Raw genomic sequence first — 15,919 nt, forward strand, 5'->3', positions numbered from 1 at the left:
CCGGAACCGACCGAAACCCTCGCGCAAGGAGCAAGAAGTGCTCGCGAAGATCCTCTGGCTTGGCCTGGCCTACCTGGCGGGTTCGTTCCCCTTCGGGCTGTTCATCGCCCAGGCGGCGCGCGGCATCGACCCGCGCACGGCGGGCAGCGGCAACATCGGGGCCACCAACGTGGCCCGCCTGTGCGGCACGAAGCTCGGCGTGCTCACCCTGGCCTGCGACGCCCTCAAGGGCTTCATCCCCGTGGCCGTGGCCTGGAAGCTGGGCGGCGGCTGGTACGCCTCGCTCACGGCCCTGGCCTGCGTGGGCGGGCACATGTTCCCGGTGTTCCTGCACTACAAGGGCGGCAAGGGCGTGGCCACGGCCATCGGGGCCGTGCTGGCCCTGTGCCCGTGGGCGGCGGTGGTCTCGGGGCTCTCCTGCGCGGCGCTCATCGCGGCCTCGGGTTTCGTCTCGGTGGGCTCGCTCTTCTTCGCGGCCAGCCTGCCCTTCACGGCGGCGTGGTTCGGCCCGGGGAGCATCGTGCCCTTCACCACGGTGATCGCGGCGCTCATCGTCTGGAAGCACAAGGACAACATCCGCAGGCTTCTGGCCCGCGAGGAGAAGCCGTGGCGCAAGAAGGCCGCCTGAGGCGTCGCGCCTCCGGCATCGCCTGAACCTGCCCCCTGGACCTGGGCGCGGCCTTCGCGCCGCGCCCGCGCAACCCGGGGGCGCCCTCCTCGCGGGTGGACGGCGGCCCCGTGCCGGGGCGCAAGCCCCCGTCGGGCCTGCATTCTGGAGCTGCCGCGGCGAGGCGCGCCAGTTCCCGTACCTGGGCCTCCTGTCCGGCTCCGGGGGGTGAGGGAACTATTTCCTCCGCCAGATGAGGGGGTTGCGAGAAGGCCCCCCTCTTTCGGTTTGACACTCCCGCAGCCCGGGAATATTTTCTCCCCCGACGCCCTGGAAAACGGAAGACGGTGCGAATCCGTCGCAGGCGCGCTGCTGTGACCGGCACGATACCGGGCGGTAAGCCACTGGGAGACGCTCCCGGGAAGGCCCCGCGCACCACCCGGCCGGAAGCCAGAAGACGTTCCAGGGATGCGATGGCCTCGCCCCGCGCACGGGCGGCGGGCTGCCGGACTTCGGCCGCCGTGACGGCGTCCGCCCACCACCCTTCGGCTTCCCGACGTTGCGTTCTGCCTGTTGTTGAAAAGGCGCGGCCTTTCGAGGTGTTGTGATTGCGTATCGGCAACACTTGAGAATGATGCACCTTTTTTTACTTCATGGGGCTTGCCGATTCTGCTACGAGCACCTTTGATTTTTTGAGACGAGCATGGAACATCACGCACGCCACGCCACCACCACGCCCCTGCCCCGCATCCGGGCCGTCACGCCCCTGTCGCTGTGCGACTGGCCGGGCCGCAGCGCCGCCGTCCTCTACCTGGGCGGGTGCAACCTGCGCTGCCCCACCTGCCACAACGCCTCGCTGGCCTTCACGCCCAGCCGCCATCCGTCCCTGGACGCTTCCGCCGTCCTGAGGTCCCTGGCCGCCCGGGCGCGCTGGCTCGACGGGGTGGTGGTCTGCGGGGGCGAGCCCACCCTCGATCCCGGGCTCTACCCGCTGGTGCAGGCTCTCGACGCCCTGGGCCTGCCCGTGAAGGTGGACACCAACGGCATGGCCCCGGACGTGGTGGAGCGTCTTTTCGATGCGTGCCCCCGCACGTGTTTCGCCGTGGACGTGAAAGGCCCCTGGGAGAAATACCCCGTCCTCACGGGCGGGGCGGCCTCTCCGGAGGCGGCCCGCGAACGGCTGGAGGCGGTTTTCGCCCTGGCCGCGCGGGATCCCGCCCGCTTCCGCTTCCGCATCACCCTCGTGCCGGAGCTCACGCCGGATGACGTGAGCGCAGCCAGACGGCAACTGCCCCCGTGCTTCACCCTGAACGAACAAACCTACCTGCCCCCTCCGGCCGGGAAGGAGACCGCACATGCCCTTGCAGATCCAGAAGCGCGACGGCTGCCTGGAAACCTGGTCCCTGGAGCGCATCGCCCAGGCCATCCTGAAGGCCCTCAAGGCCAGCGGCGTGCAGGACCCGCTGCTCTCCAAGCGCCTGGCGCGCAAGGTTGAGGAAAAGCTCGCCGACGTGGACGTGCCCCTGCAGGAGCACGTCCAGGACACCGTGGAGCGCGTGCTCATGGAGTCGCGCCTGTTCGACGTGGCCAAGCGCTTCATCATCTACCGCGAGAAGCGCCGCACCCTGCGCGAGCAGAAGGCGGCCTTCCTGGACATCGCCGACACCATCGACACCTATCTCTCCAAGGCCGACTGGCGCGTCTCCGAGAACGCCAACATGTCCCACAGCTTCCAGGGCCTGATGCTGCACCTCTCAGGCACCGTGCAGGCCCGCTACGCCCTGGAGAAATACCCCGAGGAAGTGCGCGCCGCACACGACCACGGCTATTTCCACATCCACGACCTCTCCTTCGGCCTGGCCGGCTACTGCGCGGGCTGGAGCCTGCGCGACCTGCTCCTGGAGGGCTTCAACCTGGAAGGGCGCTCCTCCGCCGGTCCGGCCAAGCACTTCGACTCGGCCCTTGGCCAGATGGTCAACTTCCTGGGCACGCTCCAGAACGAGTGGGCCGGGGCACAGGCCTTCAACAACGTGGACACCTACCTGGCCCCCTTCATCCGCCATGACGGGCTCAACTACCAGCAGGTGCGCCAGGCCGTGCAGAAGTTCGTCTTCAACCTGAACACCACCTCGCGCTGGGGCGGCCAGACCCCCTTCACCAACCTGAGCTTCGACCTCACGCCCCCCAGGCACGTCGCCAAGGAGGCGGCCATCGTGGGCGGGGCCTTCCAGGACGCCACGTACGGCGACTTCCAGGCCGAAATGGACATGTTCAACAAGGCCTTCCTGGAAGTGATGAGCGAGGGCGACCACTACGGCCAGATCTTCTCCTTCCCCATCCCCACCTACAACGTCACGGAAGATTTCCCCTGGGATTCCGAGATCGGGACGAGCCTCCTGGAGTTGACCGCCCGCTACGGCGCGCCCTACTTCCAGAACTTCATCAACTCCGATCTCTCCCCTGAGGACGTGCGCTCCATGTGCTGCCGCCTGCAGATGGACCTGCGCGAGCTGCGCAACAAGGTGGGCGGGCTCTTCGGCGCGGGCGACCTGACCGGCTCCATCGGCGTGGTGACGCTCAACCTGCCCAAGCTGGCCTACCTGGCCCAGGGCGAGGAGGACTTCCTGGACCTGGTGGCCGAGTACGCCGCCCTGGCCAAGGACGCCCTGGAGTTCAAGCGCAAGCTCATCCAGGAGCAGCTGGACCGGGGCATGTTCCCCTATTCGGCGCGCTACCTCAAAAACGGCTACAAGGGCCACTTCTCCACCATCGGGCTGGTGGGCGGGCACGAGGCCTGCCTGAACATCCTGGGCAAGGGCATCGAGACCGACGCAGGCATCCGCCTGATGACGCGCGTGCTGAACCACCTGCGCGAGATCACCAGCCGCTTCCAGGAGGAGACGGGCCACCTCTACAACCTGGAGGCCACCCCGGCCGAGGGCACCAGCTACCGCCTGGCCAAGATCGACAAGAACCTCTACGCCGACATCAAGGCCTCGGGCAACGGCACGCCGTACTACACGAACTCCACCAACCTGCCCGTGGGGCACTGCGAGGACGTGATCGCGGCCCTGGAGCACCAGAACAAGCTGCAGCCGCTCTACACGGGCGGCACGGTGTTCCACACGTTCCTGGGCGAGGCCGTGGCGGACACCGAGGCCCTGAAGAGCTTCATCATCAAGGCCTTCCGCATGACGAAGATCCCGTACCTCTCCATCACGCCCACGTTCAGCGTGTGCAAGACGCACGGCTACATGTCCGGCGAGCACTTCGAGTGCCCCACCTGCGGCGAGGACGCGGAGGTGTTCACGCGCATCGTGGGCTACTACAGGCCCGTCTCGCGCTGGAACAAGGGCAAGAAGGCCGAATACGGCGACCGCGTCACCTACGGCATGGAAATGGGCATGTGCGGGTGCGAGCCGGGGCAGTTGTAAGCTGCCGGAATACTATGATTGAAAGGCGGGGAGCTTCGGCTCTCCGTTTTTTTTGTTGCCGGTGATGGTGATTTTTAATAGGTTGGATGCGAATGCTGTTGTCCGATAGTCGATCGAAGGGGGATGTCATGCCGGAGAGCGGGCAATCCGTACAAGGCCTTTCGTCGGTATTTTCGGGAGAAGTGATTCTTGAAAAGATCAACGCGAACTTGGAAAAGGCGCAAGGGCGTTTGGTACAGGGTTTGGTGTCCCTTGCGGTGTTGTTGGTTTTGCTTGGGTTGTTCGCCTCAGGCGAGTTGTCGAGTTTGACTACAAACGGGCAAGAAATAAACTATCGACCTGCGATAATTCTTATCCCCCTGTTGTTTTCGTCGATATTCTGTTATGTGTGCCATAAACTCGACTATGCTGTGGCGGCAAGCGCCAAATTCGTCGAGGTGTTGAATAGTCTTGATGCTAAGGTTGTTGAAACGATGGCGCATGCCTTTGCATTTGGACTGGGTGCAGCTAATGTGTGGTCGTTCTTTGGAGAATTGAAAGCAGAGCCGATGCGTGTTTTTAATGTGTTGTTGATGCAGCGTAATATGTTGAAGTGGTTGCTGCGCATGTATGTTTTGATGAGTTTTGGCATTATTGTTGTGAGATTTAATATTATTGACACAGGATTTAATTCTTCGTGGCAGCTGCAATACTTGTCATTTGTGCAGCAAGTGTGGTGCGCACTGGTGTTTGTTGTTGGGCTGTGGTGTATGGTTTCGTCCTACTACACTACGTCAAGCAACGCTCGATATTATCTGGAGAAATTCACCAGCTCCTAAAAGGCGCGAGGTTCCTTGTGGTGGTCAAGATGCGATGGGGCAGGGCGTTCAATGCGGCAACCTTCCCTCGTTTGCGAGATGCATCCCCTGGTAGCGTCGCCACCTACGCCGCCCTCTCCCGTTTTCCCTTGATCTCCTCGTACAACCCGCCCGGGGCCACGTCTTCCCCGCCGGGCCAGCAGACCGTGCACGTGGCGGCGTCGACGCGCGCCTGCCCGAAATAGTCTTCATCCGCCCACGGGGCGAACACTCCCACGTGCGGCACGTCGGACAAATCCGCCACGCCGTGCCGCCCGTCGGCGGACGTCACTTCCAGGCGGTCTCCGGGCAGGGCCTTGGCCGTCGTCGCTTCCCGGGGGATCATGGCTACTCCAGCGGCTCGTTGGGGTTCAAGGGGGCGAACGCCAGGCCCAGACGCAAACTTGTACGCCTTCCCTTGCCTGTCTTCATTCCGCGTCCTCGCGTCAAGACCGTTTCCCATGCCTAGCCATTCGCTTGCCAACCTGCCTTCCTCAGGTTATATAAAAGTATAATTTGGGAGGAGCCCATGCACACCACAAACCTGCGCAAAGTCGGCGGTTCCGTCATGCTGGCCGTTCCGCCCGCCATCCTGGACCTGCTGCACTTGCAGGCCGGGGCCACCGTGGGCCTTGCCGTGGACAACGGCCGCCTTGTGGTCGAGCCTGCGCCGCGTCCGCGCTACACCCTGGACGAGTTGCTCGCCCAGTGTGACGCCACGGCCGCTCCGAGCGACGAGGACCAGGAGTGGCTGGGCGGCAAGCCGGTCGGAAGCGAGCTGCTTTGATGGAGCGCGGCGACATCTATCTCGTGTCCCTTGACCCCACGTCCGGCCACGAACAGCAAGGCACGCGTCCCGTTCTGCTCGTCTCGCCCACCGCCTTCAACCAGCTCACGCGCACGCCCATCGTGCTGCCCATCACCACGGGCGGCTACTTCGCGCGCACGGCAGGGTTTGCCGTTTCCCTCACAGGGGCCGGGACGAAGACCACGGGCGTCGTGCGTTGCGACCAGCCGCGCGCTCTCGACCTGGCCGCGCGCCACGGCCGCAAACTGGAAAGCGTGCCGGGGGCCATCGTCGAGGAAGTTCTGGCCCGGCTCTCGGTCCTCTTGACCTAGGTGTCTCGGAGCGCTGTGGGCATCGGCCGGTTGTCACCCCCGCCGATCGATGGCATCACCAGCCCGATGCCCCCCGTCCCGCACGTCCCTGGAGTCTCCATGACTCCCCCCCGTCGGCTTCCCCTCGCGCTCTCGTGCGTCCTGGCCGGGGTGCTCCTGTGGCCCGGCGAGGCCCTGGCCAACATCGGCGTGCCCATGATCATGCTCACGCTTCCGGGCATGGTCCTGACGCTTGCCCCCGTGGCGCTCCTGGAGATGCGGGTCCTGGCCGGGCGGCTGGCGCTGCCCGCCGGCACGGCGTTCCGGGTGTCCGCCTGGGCCAACGTGGCCACCACCTTCGTGGGCGTGCCCGTCACGTGGATTCTCCTCTACCTTCTGGAAGGGGTCACCGGGGGCGGACAGGCCTACGGCATCGAGACGCCCCTCAAGAAGCTCCTGGCCGTCACCTGGCAGGCCCCCTGGCTCATTCCCTACGAGATGGACGGAAACCTGCGGTGGATGGTGCCCACGGCGGCCATGTGGCTTCTCGTGCCCAGCTTCTTCACCTCCTGGTGGCTGGAAACGCGGGTGGCGCGCAGGCTGCTCCCGGACGCGGACCCCGCGCGCGTGAAGGCGGCCATGCTGCGGGCCAACCTCCTGTCCTACGTTTTCCTGGAACTGCTGGCCGTGGTCTGGCTCGTCTGGTCGGTCCACTTCGACAACTGACCCTTGGGCATCGGCCATGCAACAGACCGGAACGCCCGCGCACGGCCCGGACGGGATCACCGTCCACACCATCGGCCTCTCCAACCAATCCTCGGAACGCTTCCTCGACCTCCTGCGCCTGCACGGCGTGGACGCCGTGGCCGACGTGCGCTCGCGCCCCTACGCCAAATACGCCAAACACTTCTGCAAGGAGCCCCTGGAACGCCTTCTGCGCGCTGCCGGGATCGCCTACGTGTTCCTGGGCCATCTGGTGGGCGGCAAGCCCGACGACCCCGCGCTCCTGGGGCCGGACGGACTGCCCGATTACGCGCGCATTGCCGCCGCGCCGGGCTTCGCGGAGGGCATCGAGCGCATCGTCCAGGGGGCGCAACGCTACGCCGTCGCCCTGGCCTGCGCCGAGGAGGACCCCGCGCGATGCCACCGCAGCCTGCTCATCGCCCCGGCGCTCGCCGCGCGGGGCGTGCGCGTGCTCCACATCCGGGGCCACGGCGGCCTGGAACCCCACGCCCCACAGGCCCCGGCGGCGCGCGCCAGCCTGCTGGACCACACGGACTGACCCGCACCGCCTCCGCCCCGCCGGCGCTTTACTCTTGCCTGGCGCGCGGGTATCTTCACGCGCGTCGTGCTGGCGGTCGCGCGCGCTTGCCTGCTCGCCGTTTGTGCGCCCTCAGGCTGGACCATCCGCCCACAGGCAGGGCGGACCGTACGCTCTCAACAACGGACAAGGCTGCATGGAACCATCGAACCGTCATGTGGTGAAGCATCGCGGCAGGGTCACCCCCGCCATGCGCGAGGCGCTGCTGGGCCAGCGCAGCCAGGTCTTCTGGCTCACCGGCCTCTCCAGCTCCGGCAAGTCCACCATTGCCCACGCCGTGGAGGAGCGCCTCCACGCCATGGGCAAGCTCTGCTACGTCTTCGACGGCGACAACGTGCGCCACGGCCTCTGCTCCGATCTGGGCTTTCTCCCCGAGGAGCGCACCGAAAACATGCGCCGCATCGCCGAGATGGCCAAGCTGTTCATGGACGCGGGCGTGGTCTGCATGAGCGCCATGATCTCCCCCCTCCATGCCGACCGCGAACGCGTGCGCGACATCATCGGGCCGGAGCGCTTCCACGAGGTCTACATCGAATGCCCCCTGGAGGTCTGCGAACGGCGCGACCCCAAAGGGCTCTACAAGCTCGCGCGCGAAGGGAAGATCAAGAACTACACCGGCGTCTCCGCACCCTACGAGGCCCCGGCCGCGCCCGCCCTGACCATCCACACCGGCAACGCCTCCCTGGAGGAATGCGTGGACCAGCTCCACGGCTATGTGGTTTCCAAGGTGCTCCTTGGCGGCTAGGCCGCTTCGCCCATGAGACCGGCACGCCCGCTGCGCGTCGCGCTCCTGCTCCTGCTGGCCGCGCTCTGGCCTGGGCTCGCGGCGCTCGCCGCCGACTGTCCCAGCGTGGCCGTGCTGGCGGACATCCACTTCAAGGCGGGCGACGCGAAGAAGCTCCGCGCCGTGGACGACCTCAACGACTGGAGCGGGCTGGACCTGACCGTGGTGCTGGGCGACATCGTGGCCAGGCGCGGCACGGCCGAGGAGTACGCCCAGGCCCGCGACTTCGTGGAGCGCATCGAAGGCCCCCGCGTCCTGGTGTCCGGGAACCACGAATTCATGTACGCCGACGCCGGGCAGGACGGCAAAACCCCCTGGGGGCCGCCCGAACTGCGCCGCGAAAAGCTGGAACGCTTCCGGCGCGAGTTGGGCGCGCCCGAACTGCGCCAGGCCCGGGAGCTGGGCGGCTATCTCCTCGTGTTCCTCTCTGTGGACGCAGTGGAGGGGAAGACGCTCACGGAGCTTTCGCCCCAATCCCTGGACTGGCTCGCCTGTACCCTGCGCGATCACCCCGCGACGCCGACGCTCATCTTCTTCCACGCGCCCCTCAAAGGGACGCTGGAGAACTACGCCCCCAAGATCAACAACAAGGACCGCGTGGCCCAGCCTGCGGACGCGCTCGACGCCCTCCTCAAGCACAACCCGCAGGTGATCGCCTGGGTCTCGGGCCACACCCACACCAAACCAGACAACCCCGGCTTTCTCGCCGGGGTGAACCTCTACGACGGCCGCGTGGCGAACGTGCACACCCCGTCCTACAAGGGCGGCGCGCCCTGGACCAACGTGCTCACACTCTGCCCGGACAAGGTGACCGTGAAAACCTGGGACCACGCCGCCAGGCAATGGATGCCGGGCCTTGAACGCGTGATTCCCGCCGGGCGCTGAGCAGACGCCTCCGGCGGGTAGGGCTTTGCCCTGCGCCCGTTGGAGAAGGCTCTGCCCTCTCCAGAACTCTCCGCCCCCCCTGGCCCCGGCAATTGCTTCGCGGGCTTCACCGGCTGCGCCCTCGTGTCCCTGTCCTGGGTGGCCCTGCGCCTGACCCTCGCGGCTGATCGTCTTCAAATCGGTCAGACGCGAGGGGTCAGGCGCAGGGCCACCCAGGACAGGGACGGCTCACGGCACGGCAGACACCCGCCGGAAACGCGCTCCATGCAGCGCTTCTCCCGGCTGACCGACTTGAAGACGATCCACCTGTTCTCCCCGCGAACAGGTCTGGGACCGGCAACACAGGCGCGGCCGCTGATTCCCGCGAAGCGGAAAGGGAGTCCAGAGGGCGTAGCCCTTTGGCTGCCGGAGGCATCATCTCCGGCATCTTCTCCTGCGTATCGCCCCGGCAGCTTCTCCGGCCGCCGCGTGCGCAACCGGGCTTGGGCCTGACTGAAATTGCTGTGGCCCTGCGCGACCCGAGGCGCTAGGGAGTGTGCCATATCCTTCCCGCGAGGGGGTCCGTCATGCAGTCAGGCCGTCTGGATTTCGTCGACAATCTGCGTCTCGCCATGATCGTGCTGGTGGTGGTGATGCATGCGGCGGTGACGTATTCGGGGTTCGGTTCCTGGTATTACAAGGAGCCGCAGCCCCTTTCGCCGTGGGAGGTGCTGTTCTTCGCCACGTTCCAGAGTTTTCTGCAGGCCTTTTTCATGGGCCTGCTCTTCCTGGCGGCGGGATATTTCGCCGCCATGTCGCTGGAACGCAAGGGCACCGGAGATTTCGCGCGGGGCAGGCTGGCGCGCCTGGGGCTGCCCACGCTGGCGTATGCGCTCGTGGTGCATCCGGTGACGGTCTACTGGCTGGCGGACGTCGGGGGGCTTCAGGCGCGGGTGGGCTGGTGGGATTTCCTGGGCTGGTATGTGGGGGGCCTGCGTTTTGCGGGCGGCACGGGGCCCATGTGGTTCGCCCTGGCGCTTCTGGCGTTCAGCCTGGTCCACGCGGCGCTGCCGGGCCGGGCGGCCGGAGCGGGACGCGGAGCGGGCGGGCGGATCGGCGTGGCGGGCGTGGCGGGGCTGGTGCTGCTGGCTTCGGCGGGGGCGTTCGCGCTGCGTCTGTCGTGGCCCATCGGGACCAGCGTGCTCAACATGCAGCTCTGTTATTTTTCCCAATACGTGATCCTGTATGTTGTCGGAGCCGTGTCCTTCCGGCGCGGCTGGCTGGACCGGCTCACGCCGGGCTTCGGCAGGGGGCTCGTGGGGACGGCCCTGGCGCTCGCGCCGACGCTGACGGTTTTTTTAATCCTTGCGCGCGGTTCCGAGGCGGGGGTGGAGGCCTTTCGGGGCGGCTTCACGTGGCAGAGCGGGTTCTACGCCTTGTGGGAGTCCGCCACGGGGGTGTGCATGTCCCTGGGGCTGTGGGCCGTGTTCCGGGAGCGCTTGCCGCGCAAGGGGGCGCTGGCGGCGTGGGGGTCGGCCAACGCCTTCGCGGTGTACATGTTCCACGCGCCGGTGCTGGTGCTGGTGTCGCTGGCCGTGCGGGGGCTGCACTGGGCGGCGCTGCCCAAGTTCCTGCTGGTGAGCGCCCTGGGCGTGCCCGCGAGCTTCCTGGCGGCGTGGGCCTTGCGGAAGCTGCCGGGCGTGGCGGCGCTGACGCGTTCGTGAGGGGATGAGGCCCGGGGGAGCGCGCTCCCCCGGACGGGCGGATCAATCTAGAACTTCGCCAGCACTTCCAGGGCCTTCTCGTTGTCCTTCACCCAGGCGTGGAGGTCTTCCAGCACGTCGCGGGCGCTCTTCCTGGGCTCCCAGCCGAAGGTCTCGCGCACCTTGGCCGTGTCGGTGACGTAGATGGCCATGTCGGCCGGGCGGTTCACCGGGTCGGCGGCGATGTCCACCTTGTTGCCGGTGATCTCCTGGCAGAGGAGCGTGGTCTCCAGGAGCGAGAGGCTCACGTCCAGGCCGCCGCCCACGTTGAAGACGCCGCCGTCGGCCTTGTTCCAGTCGGCCAGCTGCAGCTCGATGAGGTCGAAGAGGTCGGCGGGGTGGAAGAGGTCGCGCACCTGTTTGCCCTGGCCGCCGAAGCCGATGTATTTGAGCGGGCGCTTGAAGTAGTGGGCCTGCATCCACAGGGAGAACACCCCCTGGTCCACCTTGCCGAACTGCCACGGCCCGGCGATGACGCCGCAGCGGTTCACCACGCCCCGCAGGCCGTACATGGAGCGGTATTCCTCCAGCACGAACTCGGAGCAGAGCTTGGTGGCCCCGTACATGGTCTTGGCCCCGTAGATGGGGAAGCGCTCGGAGACGCCCGCCGGGCTCCAGCCCTCGGGGCCGGTCTCGGCGGCCCAGACCAGCCGGGTGGCACCCTCGTTGACGGGCACGGCGTTGAGCGGATCGTAGGCGTAGACGCGGCTGGTGGAGAGGAACACCACGTCGGCCTTGTGCAGGCGGCACATCTCCAGGCAGTTGATGGTGCCCGTGAGGTTGGTGTTCACCAGGTATTCGGGGCTGCCGCCGAAGCCGGCCAGCACGGAGGGCTCGGCCGAGCACTCCAGGAGCAGGCCGATGGGCGTCTCGAAGCGCAGGTCCTCGGGGTTGCGGATGTCGCCGTGCACGAAGCGGATGCCCGCGTCCGCAAGGCGGGGCAGGTTGTATTCGGAGCCCCGGCGCTTGAGGTTGTCCAGAACGAGGACTTCGCGGCCCGGGTAGCGGTTCTTGAAGGCCATGGCCAGGTTGGAGCCGACGAATCCGGCCCCGCCGGTAACGAGGATCGCGCCGTCGCGGTGCGTCATGGGATATGCCTCCGGGGCCTGCGGAGGCCCTGCGTGGATTCTTGTGGGGGCAACGGGTATCAGGCGGGCGGGAGGCCGTCCAGCCAGTTTTCGACGGCCAGGCCGGGCACCCGGGCGAACTCGCGCACGTTGTTGGTGACGAGGGTCAGCCCGAGGCTGCGCGCGTGGGCCGCGATGAGCATGTCCATGGGGCCGATGGGCGTCCCGGAGCGTTTCAACTCCGTGCGGATGTCGCCGAAGTGCCGGGCGGCCGCCGCGTCGAAAGGCAGCATGACCAGTTCGTCCAGGAGCGCCTGGAGGGCCAGGCTGTTCTCCTGCCTGTAGCGGCTGGCGGTCACGCCGGATTCCAGCTCCGCGAGCGTGATGGCCGAGATGCAGGCCTGCCCGAAGGGATGGGCGGCAAAGCGCCTGCGCACCTCGGGGGGCTGGCGGTTGAGCACGTAGACGCAGATGTTGGTGTCCAGCATGAAGCTGGGCGTCACAGCGGTTCGCGCTCCTCCATGGGGGGATAGTCTCGGTCCACGGCGATCGCGCCCTTGAATTTGCCGCAGGCGGCCCAGAAGCCGTCCCAGGAGCGCTCTTTGGGCGAGAGCACCACCTTGTCGCCCACCTTCTCGATGAACACCTCGTCGCCCTCGAAGGCGAATTCCCGGGGCAAACGTACGGCCTGGCTGCCGCCGTTCTTGAAGAGCTTGGCCGTCTGCATGGGGTCCTCCGTGTCTATACTGCGTGTATAGACACGACGGGCGGCCCGGTCAAGCCCGGGCGGGCAAAAGGCGTATCAAGGCGCGTGCCCAGCAAACCTTGTGCGCTGTTAGCATGCAAGCCGCCGGTCGTGCTCACCCCCGCGCCGGCGTGCGCACGAACTGGGCCAGCACCAGGGAGACCACGGCCAGGGCCGCGCCGATCAGGAAGGGGATGCGGTAGTCCACCAGCCAGAGCCAGCCGCCCAGGGCCGGGATGAACACCGCCGCGATGTGGTTGATGGTGAAGCCCACGGCCGAGCTGGGCGCGATGTCGGGCTTGTCGGCGATCTTCTGCAGGTAGGTGCGGATGCACACGGCGAAGTTGAAGCAAAGGTAGTCCAGGATGAACATGATCCCGGCCAGGATGTGGGAGTCGGTGTAGGCGTAGGTCAAGAACACGAGCACGGCGCTCACGTACTCGATGCTCATGAGGGCGCGTTCGCCGTGGCGGTTGATCATGCGCCCGATGATGGGGTTGGCCACCCAGGCCACGATGTTGTTCACCACGAAAAGGGCGCTCATGGCCGCCAGGGAGTACTCGAACTTCTTCACCAGCAGGAACGTGGCGAAGACCATGAAAATCTGCCTGCGCGAGCCCGAAAGGAACGTGAGCGCGTAGTAGAGCCAGTAGCGCGAGCGCAGGATCATCCGCTTGTGCTGGGCGGGCAGCGACTTGTCGGAGGGGTCCTGGAACACGGCCCACAGGCCCATGAGGGCCACGCTGCCGCCGATGAGCGCGAAAAGCTGGGCGTAGGAGAGATGCCCCGAGAGGAAGAAGATCAGCGCGCCCACGCCGATGTTGGCCACCGCCGCCACCGAGCGCAGCCGCCCCAGCACCACGGGGGCCATCTCCAGGCTGAAATACTGCAAAGACAGCGACTGGTTGAGCGTCTCGTAATAGTGGAACCCCGTGCTCATGAGGAGCGTGGTGAACACGACGCCCCAGAAGCTGGGGAAAAGACCCGTCATGGACACGCCCAGGCCCAGGAGCAGCACGGAGAGCGCCGCCGCGCGGTGCTCCGAGAGCACCAGCAGGATGTAGATCACCAGCAGCGACAGGAAGCCCGGCACCTCGCGCACCGATTGCACGAGGCCCACCTGGAAGGCGTCCAGCGAGGCGGCGTCCACGCAGAAGTTGTTGAGGATGGTGGCCCAGCCCTGCATCCCCACCTGGGAGGCGATGGTGGCCACGAGAAGAAAAACGTACATGCGGCGCTGCGAATCGGACATGAAGAATCCTGAACCGACGAATGAGGTGCGGGATTCTGCCAGAAATCGACGTGCAGGTCGAGGGCGACATGGGCGATGCAGCGCCTGGGTGGTTGCCATCCGGAGCGGTGTCGGCCATAGTCCGCGCCAGCCGCTTTACAGGAGCCATCGTTGCTGCACTTGGACGCGAAAACGGTCGCCGTCATCGGAATCATCCTGCACATGGCCCTGGCCCTGGTGCTGACGCAAACCTACCTGACCCGCAAGACCTACCCCGGCTTCCTCCCGTGGATCGTCAGCCAGGCGATGTGGATCGTGGGCAGCGCGGCCGTGTACCTGCGGGGCGCGATCGGCGAGGTCGCCTCGGTGATCGTGGGCAACGCGGCCTATCTGGCGGTGATGGTCCTGCTCTCGCTGGGGCATACGCTCTTCTACGGCTACGACAGGCGCGGCGTGCGCCTGAAGGTCCACCTGGCCCTCTCCGCCGTGGTCCTGGCCGTGGCCATGTGGTTCCTCTTCGTCCACAACAGCCTCCAGGCGCGCATCGTCAACCTCTCGCTGGGCCTGGCGCTCCTGCTCCTGGACACGGCGGCCGCGCCCCTGCTCCACCCTGACGGGCGGCGCTATTCCATCCAGGCCTCCATGAGCGCCTGCTATTTCCTGGTGGTGCTCTGCCTGCTGGGCCGGGCCGTGGCCACTGCGGGGACCCCGGGCATCAGCGACATGCTCAGCCAGGACGCCTGGCTCACCCTGGTGCTGGCCGTGGGCCTGGTGTCCATGGTCTTCTCGGTCTACGGCTTCGTCACCCTCACCCAGAGCCGCGTGGAGGAGGAACTGCTGGAGGCTCAGGCCACCCTGCGACGCCAGGCCGAAACCGACCCCCTCACCGGCCTGAGCAACCGCCGCGCCTTCGACGACATCGCCCGCCACGACGAACGCCTCGCCCGGCGCTACGCACAGCGGCTCTCCCTGGTGCTCTTCGACCTGGACGACTTCAAGGCCGTCAACGACACCCACGGCCATCAGGCGGGCGACGCCGTGCTGGCCGCCGTGGCCCGCACCTGCCTGGAGAGCGTGCGCGACGTGGACACCCTCTGCCGCTGGGGCGGCGAGGAGTTCGCCCTGCTCATGCCCCAGACCGGGGTCGAAGAGGCGCGCGAGGCCGCATGCAGGCTCCAGCAGGCCCTGGGCGGCCTGGTCCTGCCGGAGCTGCCCGGACTGCGCGTCACCGCGAGCTTCGGCGTGGCCGAACTGGACGGCGAACCCTTCGCCGGGCTGGTGGCCCGCGCCGACCGCGCCCTCTACAAGGCCAAAGGCCAGGGCAAGAACCGCGTGGACGCCTGCGCCGCGCCGCAGCCCTGAGCGCCGCCCCGGGCTAGAGAGCTCCGGCCTGCCGTCCGCCGCGGACGCCCGCCCGCCTCGGAAACCTCCCGGCAGGCCGCGACCGCCGCCCGTTGGACCTGGACGCCTCTCCCCGCGAGGCCCGTCCTCCCGCTCCCTCCCCGCGCGGGCTTTGCCAGGAGGGGGGGATTGCGCTATCAGTGGCGCGCCGCCGCGCGCGGTCATCCAACCATGAAGCACATCCCCATCCTTTCCACGCTGACGCACTACTACGGCGTGTTCCATCGCCACGTGGGCAACCGCCTGCTCGCGCTCTTCGTCCTCATCCTGGCGGGCGGGCTCACCGAAGGCCTGGGCTTCACGCTCTTCATCCCCCTGCTGGGCGTGGAGGGCGGCGAAGCCGCCGACAACGCGCCCACGCGCTTCGTGCGCGAGGCCTTCGCCGCGCTCGGCATCAAGTTCAGCCTGGCCTCGCTCCTGATGCTGCTGGTGGGCACGTTCCTGCTCAAGGGCGGCTTCGTGCTGGCCCAGGCCGTGTTCAAGGCTCGCCTCCAGACCAACCTGGAACGCGACCTGCGCCTCCGGTTTCTCGACCGCTACGCGCAGATGAGCTACCGCTTCTACGCCTCGACCAACCAGGGCCACCTGAACAACATCATCACCACGGAGATCGGCAGGGCTCTTTCAGGGCTCAACAACTACGTCAACCTGATCATCAATCTGGTCTACATCGCCATCTACGTGGCCCTGTCCATGACCATCAACGCGCCTCTCACCCTGGGCGTGGTGGCGGCCTGCCTGGTGGCGGCCCTGTTCCTCAAACGGGTC

The 15,919-nt window shown here is 67.0% G+C and carries 18 protein-coding genes and 1 riboswitch; of the genes, 13 read left to right on the forward strand and 5 right to left on the reverse strand.

Features of this window, described 5'->3' with window-relative positions:
• The first annotated feature begins 37 nt into the window (after positions 1 to 37).
• From plsY to ACV4UX_RS01860, 4 genes are all read left to right on the forward strand, one after another.
• Positions 38 to 628 carry a glycerol-3-phosphate 1-O-acyltransferase PlsY gene (gene plsY / locus ACV4UX_RS01845; protein ID WP_491591628.1) on the forward strand — a complete coding sequence of 197 codons (591 nt, stop codon included), beginning with the start codon at positions 38 to 40 and terminating at the stop codon, positions 626 to 628.
• Positions 629 to 896: 268 nt separating this feature from the next.
• Positions 897 to 1,088: riboswitch (cobalamin riboswitch) on the forward strand.
• Between the two features lie 222 nt (positions 1,089 to 1,310).
• A complete protein-coding gene (locus tag ACV4UX_RS01850) occupies positions 1,311 to 2,102 on the forward strand; it encodes a radical SAM protein (RefSeq protein ID WP_491591629.1) in 792 nt (263 codons plus the stop codon).
• The gene (locus ACV4UX_RS01855; RefSeq protein WP_491591645.1) at positions 2,020 to 4,041 is read left to right on the forward strand and encodes a ribonucleoside triphosphate reductase; all 2,022 of its coding nucleotides are present in this window, start codon (positions 2,020 to 2,022) and stop codon (positions 4,039 to 4,041) included. Before ACV4UX_RS01850 ends, ACV4UX_RS01855 begins: the two co-directional genes overlap by 83 nt.
• A 128-nt stretch (positions 4,042 to 4,169) precedes the next feature.
• Positions 4,170 to 4,859 carry a hypothetical protein gene (locus ACV4UX_RS01860; RefSeq protein WP_491591630.1) on the forward strand — a complete coding sequence of 230 codons (690 nt, stop codon included), beginning with the start codon at positions 4,170 to 4,172 and terminating at the stop codon, positions 4,857 to 4,859.
• A 103-nt stretch (positions 4,860 to 4,962) separates the two neighbouring features.
• Here the strand turns inward: ACV4UX_RS01860 and ACV4UX_RS01865 are convergent, their stop codons facing one another.
• Complete coding sequence (locus ACV4UX_RS01865) at positions 4,963 to 5,223, reverse strand: DUF2442 domain-containing protein (protein ID WP_491591631.1); 261 nt, start codon at positions 5,221 to 5,223, stop codon at positions 4,963 to 4,965.
• A gap of 183 nt (positions 5,224 to 5,406) precedes the next feature.
• Between ACV4UX_RS01865 and ACV4UX_RS01870 the strand changes: the two genes are divergently transcribed.
• From ACV4UX_RS01870 to ACV4UX_RS01900, 7 genes are all read left to right on the forward strand, one after another.
• Positions 5,407 to 5,664 carry an AbrB/MazE/SpoVT family DNA-binding domain-containing protein gene (locus ACV4UX_RS01870; protein WP_491591632.1) on the forward strand — a complete coding sequence of 86 codons (258 nt, stop codon included), beginning with the start codon at positions 5,407 to 5,409 and terminating at the stop codon, positions 5,662 to 5,664.
• Positions 5,664 to 5,996, forward strand: coding sequence for a type II toxin-antitoxin system PemK/MazF family toxin (locus ACV4UX_RS01875; RefSeq protein ID WP_491591633.1), 333 nt, complete (start codon positions 5,664 to 5,666; stop codon positions 5,994 to 5,996). Before ACV4UX_RS01870 ends, ACV4UX_RS01875 begins: the two co-directional genes overlap by 1 nt.
• A gap of 99 nt (positions 5,997 to 6,095) precedes the next feature.
• Positions 6,096 to 6,701 carry a hypothetical protein gene (locus tag ACV4UX_RS01880; protein WP_491591634.1) on the forward strand — a complete coding sequence of 202 codons (606 nt, stop codon included), beginning with the start codon at positions 6,096 to 6,098 and terminating at the stop codon, positions 6,699 to 6,701.
• Positions 6,702 to 6,717: 16 nt separating this feature from the next.
• Entirely contained in the window at positions 6,718 to 7,257 is a 540-nt protein-coding gene (locus ACV4UX_RS01885; protein WP_491591635.1) for a DUF488 domain-containing protein, read from the forward strand.
• Positions 7,258 to 7,432: 175 nt separating this feature from the next.
• Positions 7,433 to 8,041 carry an adenylyl-sulfate kinase gene (cysC, locus tag ACV4UX_RS01890; RefSeq protein WP_491591636.1) on the forward strand — a complete coding sequence of 203 codons (609 nt, stop codon included), beginning with the start codon at positions 7,433 to 7,435 and terminating at the stop codon, positions 8,039 to 8,041.
• 12 nt (positions 8,042 to 8,053) lie between these two features.
• Positions 8,054 to 8,965 carry a metallophosphoesterase family protein gene (locus tag ACV4UX_RS01895; RefSeq protein ID WP_491591637.1) on the forward strand — a complete coding sequence of 304 codons (912 nt, stop codon included), beginning with the start codon at positions 8,054 to 8,056 and terminating at the stop codon, positions 8,963 to 8,965.
• Positions 8,966 to 9,531: 566 nt separating this feature from the next.
• On the forward strand, positions 9,532 to 10,668 hold the full coding sequence (locus ACV4UX_RS01900; protein ID WP_491591638.1) for an acyltransferase family protein: 1,137 nt from the start codon (positions 9,532 to 9,534) through the stop codon (positions 10,666 to 10,668).
• Positions 10,669 to 10,715: 47 nt separating this feature from the next.
• Here ACV4UX_RS01900 and ACV4UX_RS01905 read toward each other — a convergent pair whose 3' ends face one another.
• The 4 genes from ACV4UX_RS01905 to ACV4UX_RS01920 form a co-directional block, all read right to left on the reverse strand.
• Complete coding sequence (locus tag ACV4UX_RS01905) at positions 10,716 to 11,795, reverse strand: NAD-dependent epimerase/dehydratase family protein (RefSeq protein WP_491591639.1); 1,080 nt, start codon at positions 11,793 to 11,795, stop codon at positions 10,716 to 10,718.
• 59 nt (positions 11,796 to 11,854) lie between these two features.
• A complete protein-coding gene (gene vapC, locus ACV4UX_RS01910; RefSeq protein WP_491591640.1) occupies positions 11,855 to 12,277 on the reverse strand; it encodes a type II toxin-antitoxin system tRNA(fMet)-specific endonuclease VapC in 423 nt (140 codons plus the stop codon).
• A complete protein-coding gene (locus tag ACV4UX_RS01915) occupies positions 12,274 to 12,501 on the reverse strand; it encodes an antitoxin (protein WP_491591641.1) in 228 nt (75 codons plus the stop codon). The genes vapC and ACV4UX_RS01915 overlap by 4 nt, the downstream gene beginning before the upstream one ends.
• A 133-nt stretch (positions 12,502 to 12,634) precedes the next feature.
• Positions 12,635 to 13,771, reverse strand: coding sequence for an MFS transporter (locus ACV4UX_RS01920; protein WP_491591642.1), 1,137 nt, complete (start codon positions 13,769 to 13,771; stop codon positions 12,635 to 12,637).
• 159 nt (positions 13,772 to 13,930) lie between these two features.
• On the opposite strand from ACV4UX_RS01920, the gene ACV4UX_RS01925 reads away from it, so the two are divergent.
• Positions 13,931 to 15,112 (forward strand): GGDEF domain-containing protein, encoded by a 1,182-nt coding sequence (locus ACV4UX_RS01925; RefSeq protein ID WP_491591643.1) that lies wholly within the window; start codon positions 13,931 to 13,933, stop codon positions 15,110 to 15,112.
• 210 nt (positions 15,113 to 15,322) lie between these two features.
• On the forward strand, positions 15,323 to 15,919 hold a 597-nt coding region (locus ACV4UX_RS01930), incomplete at its 3' end, for a hypothetical protein (RefSeq protein ID WP_491591644.1).

It is taken from the genome of Fundidesulfovibrio sp. (genome assembly GCF_058402725.1).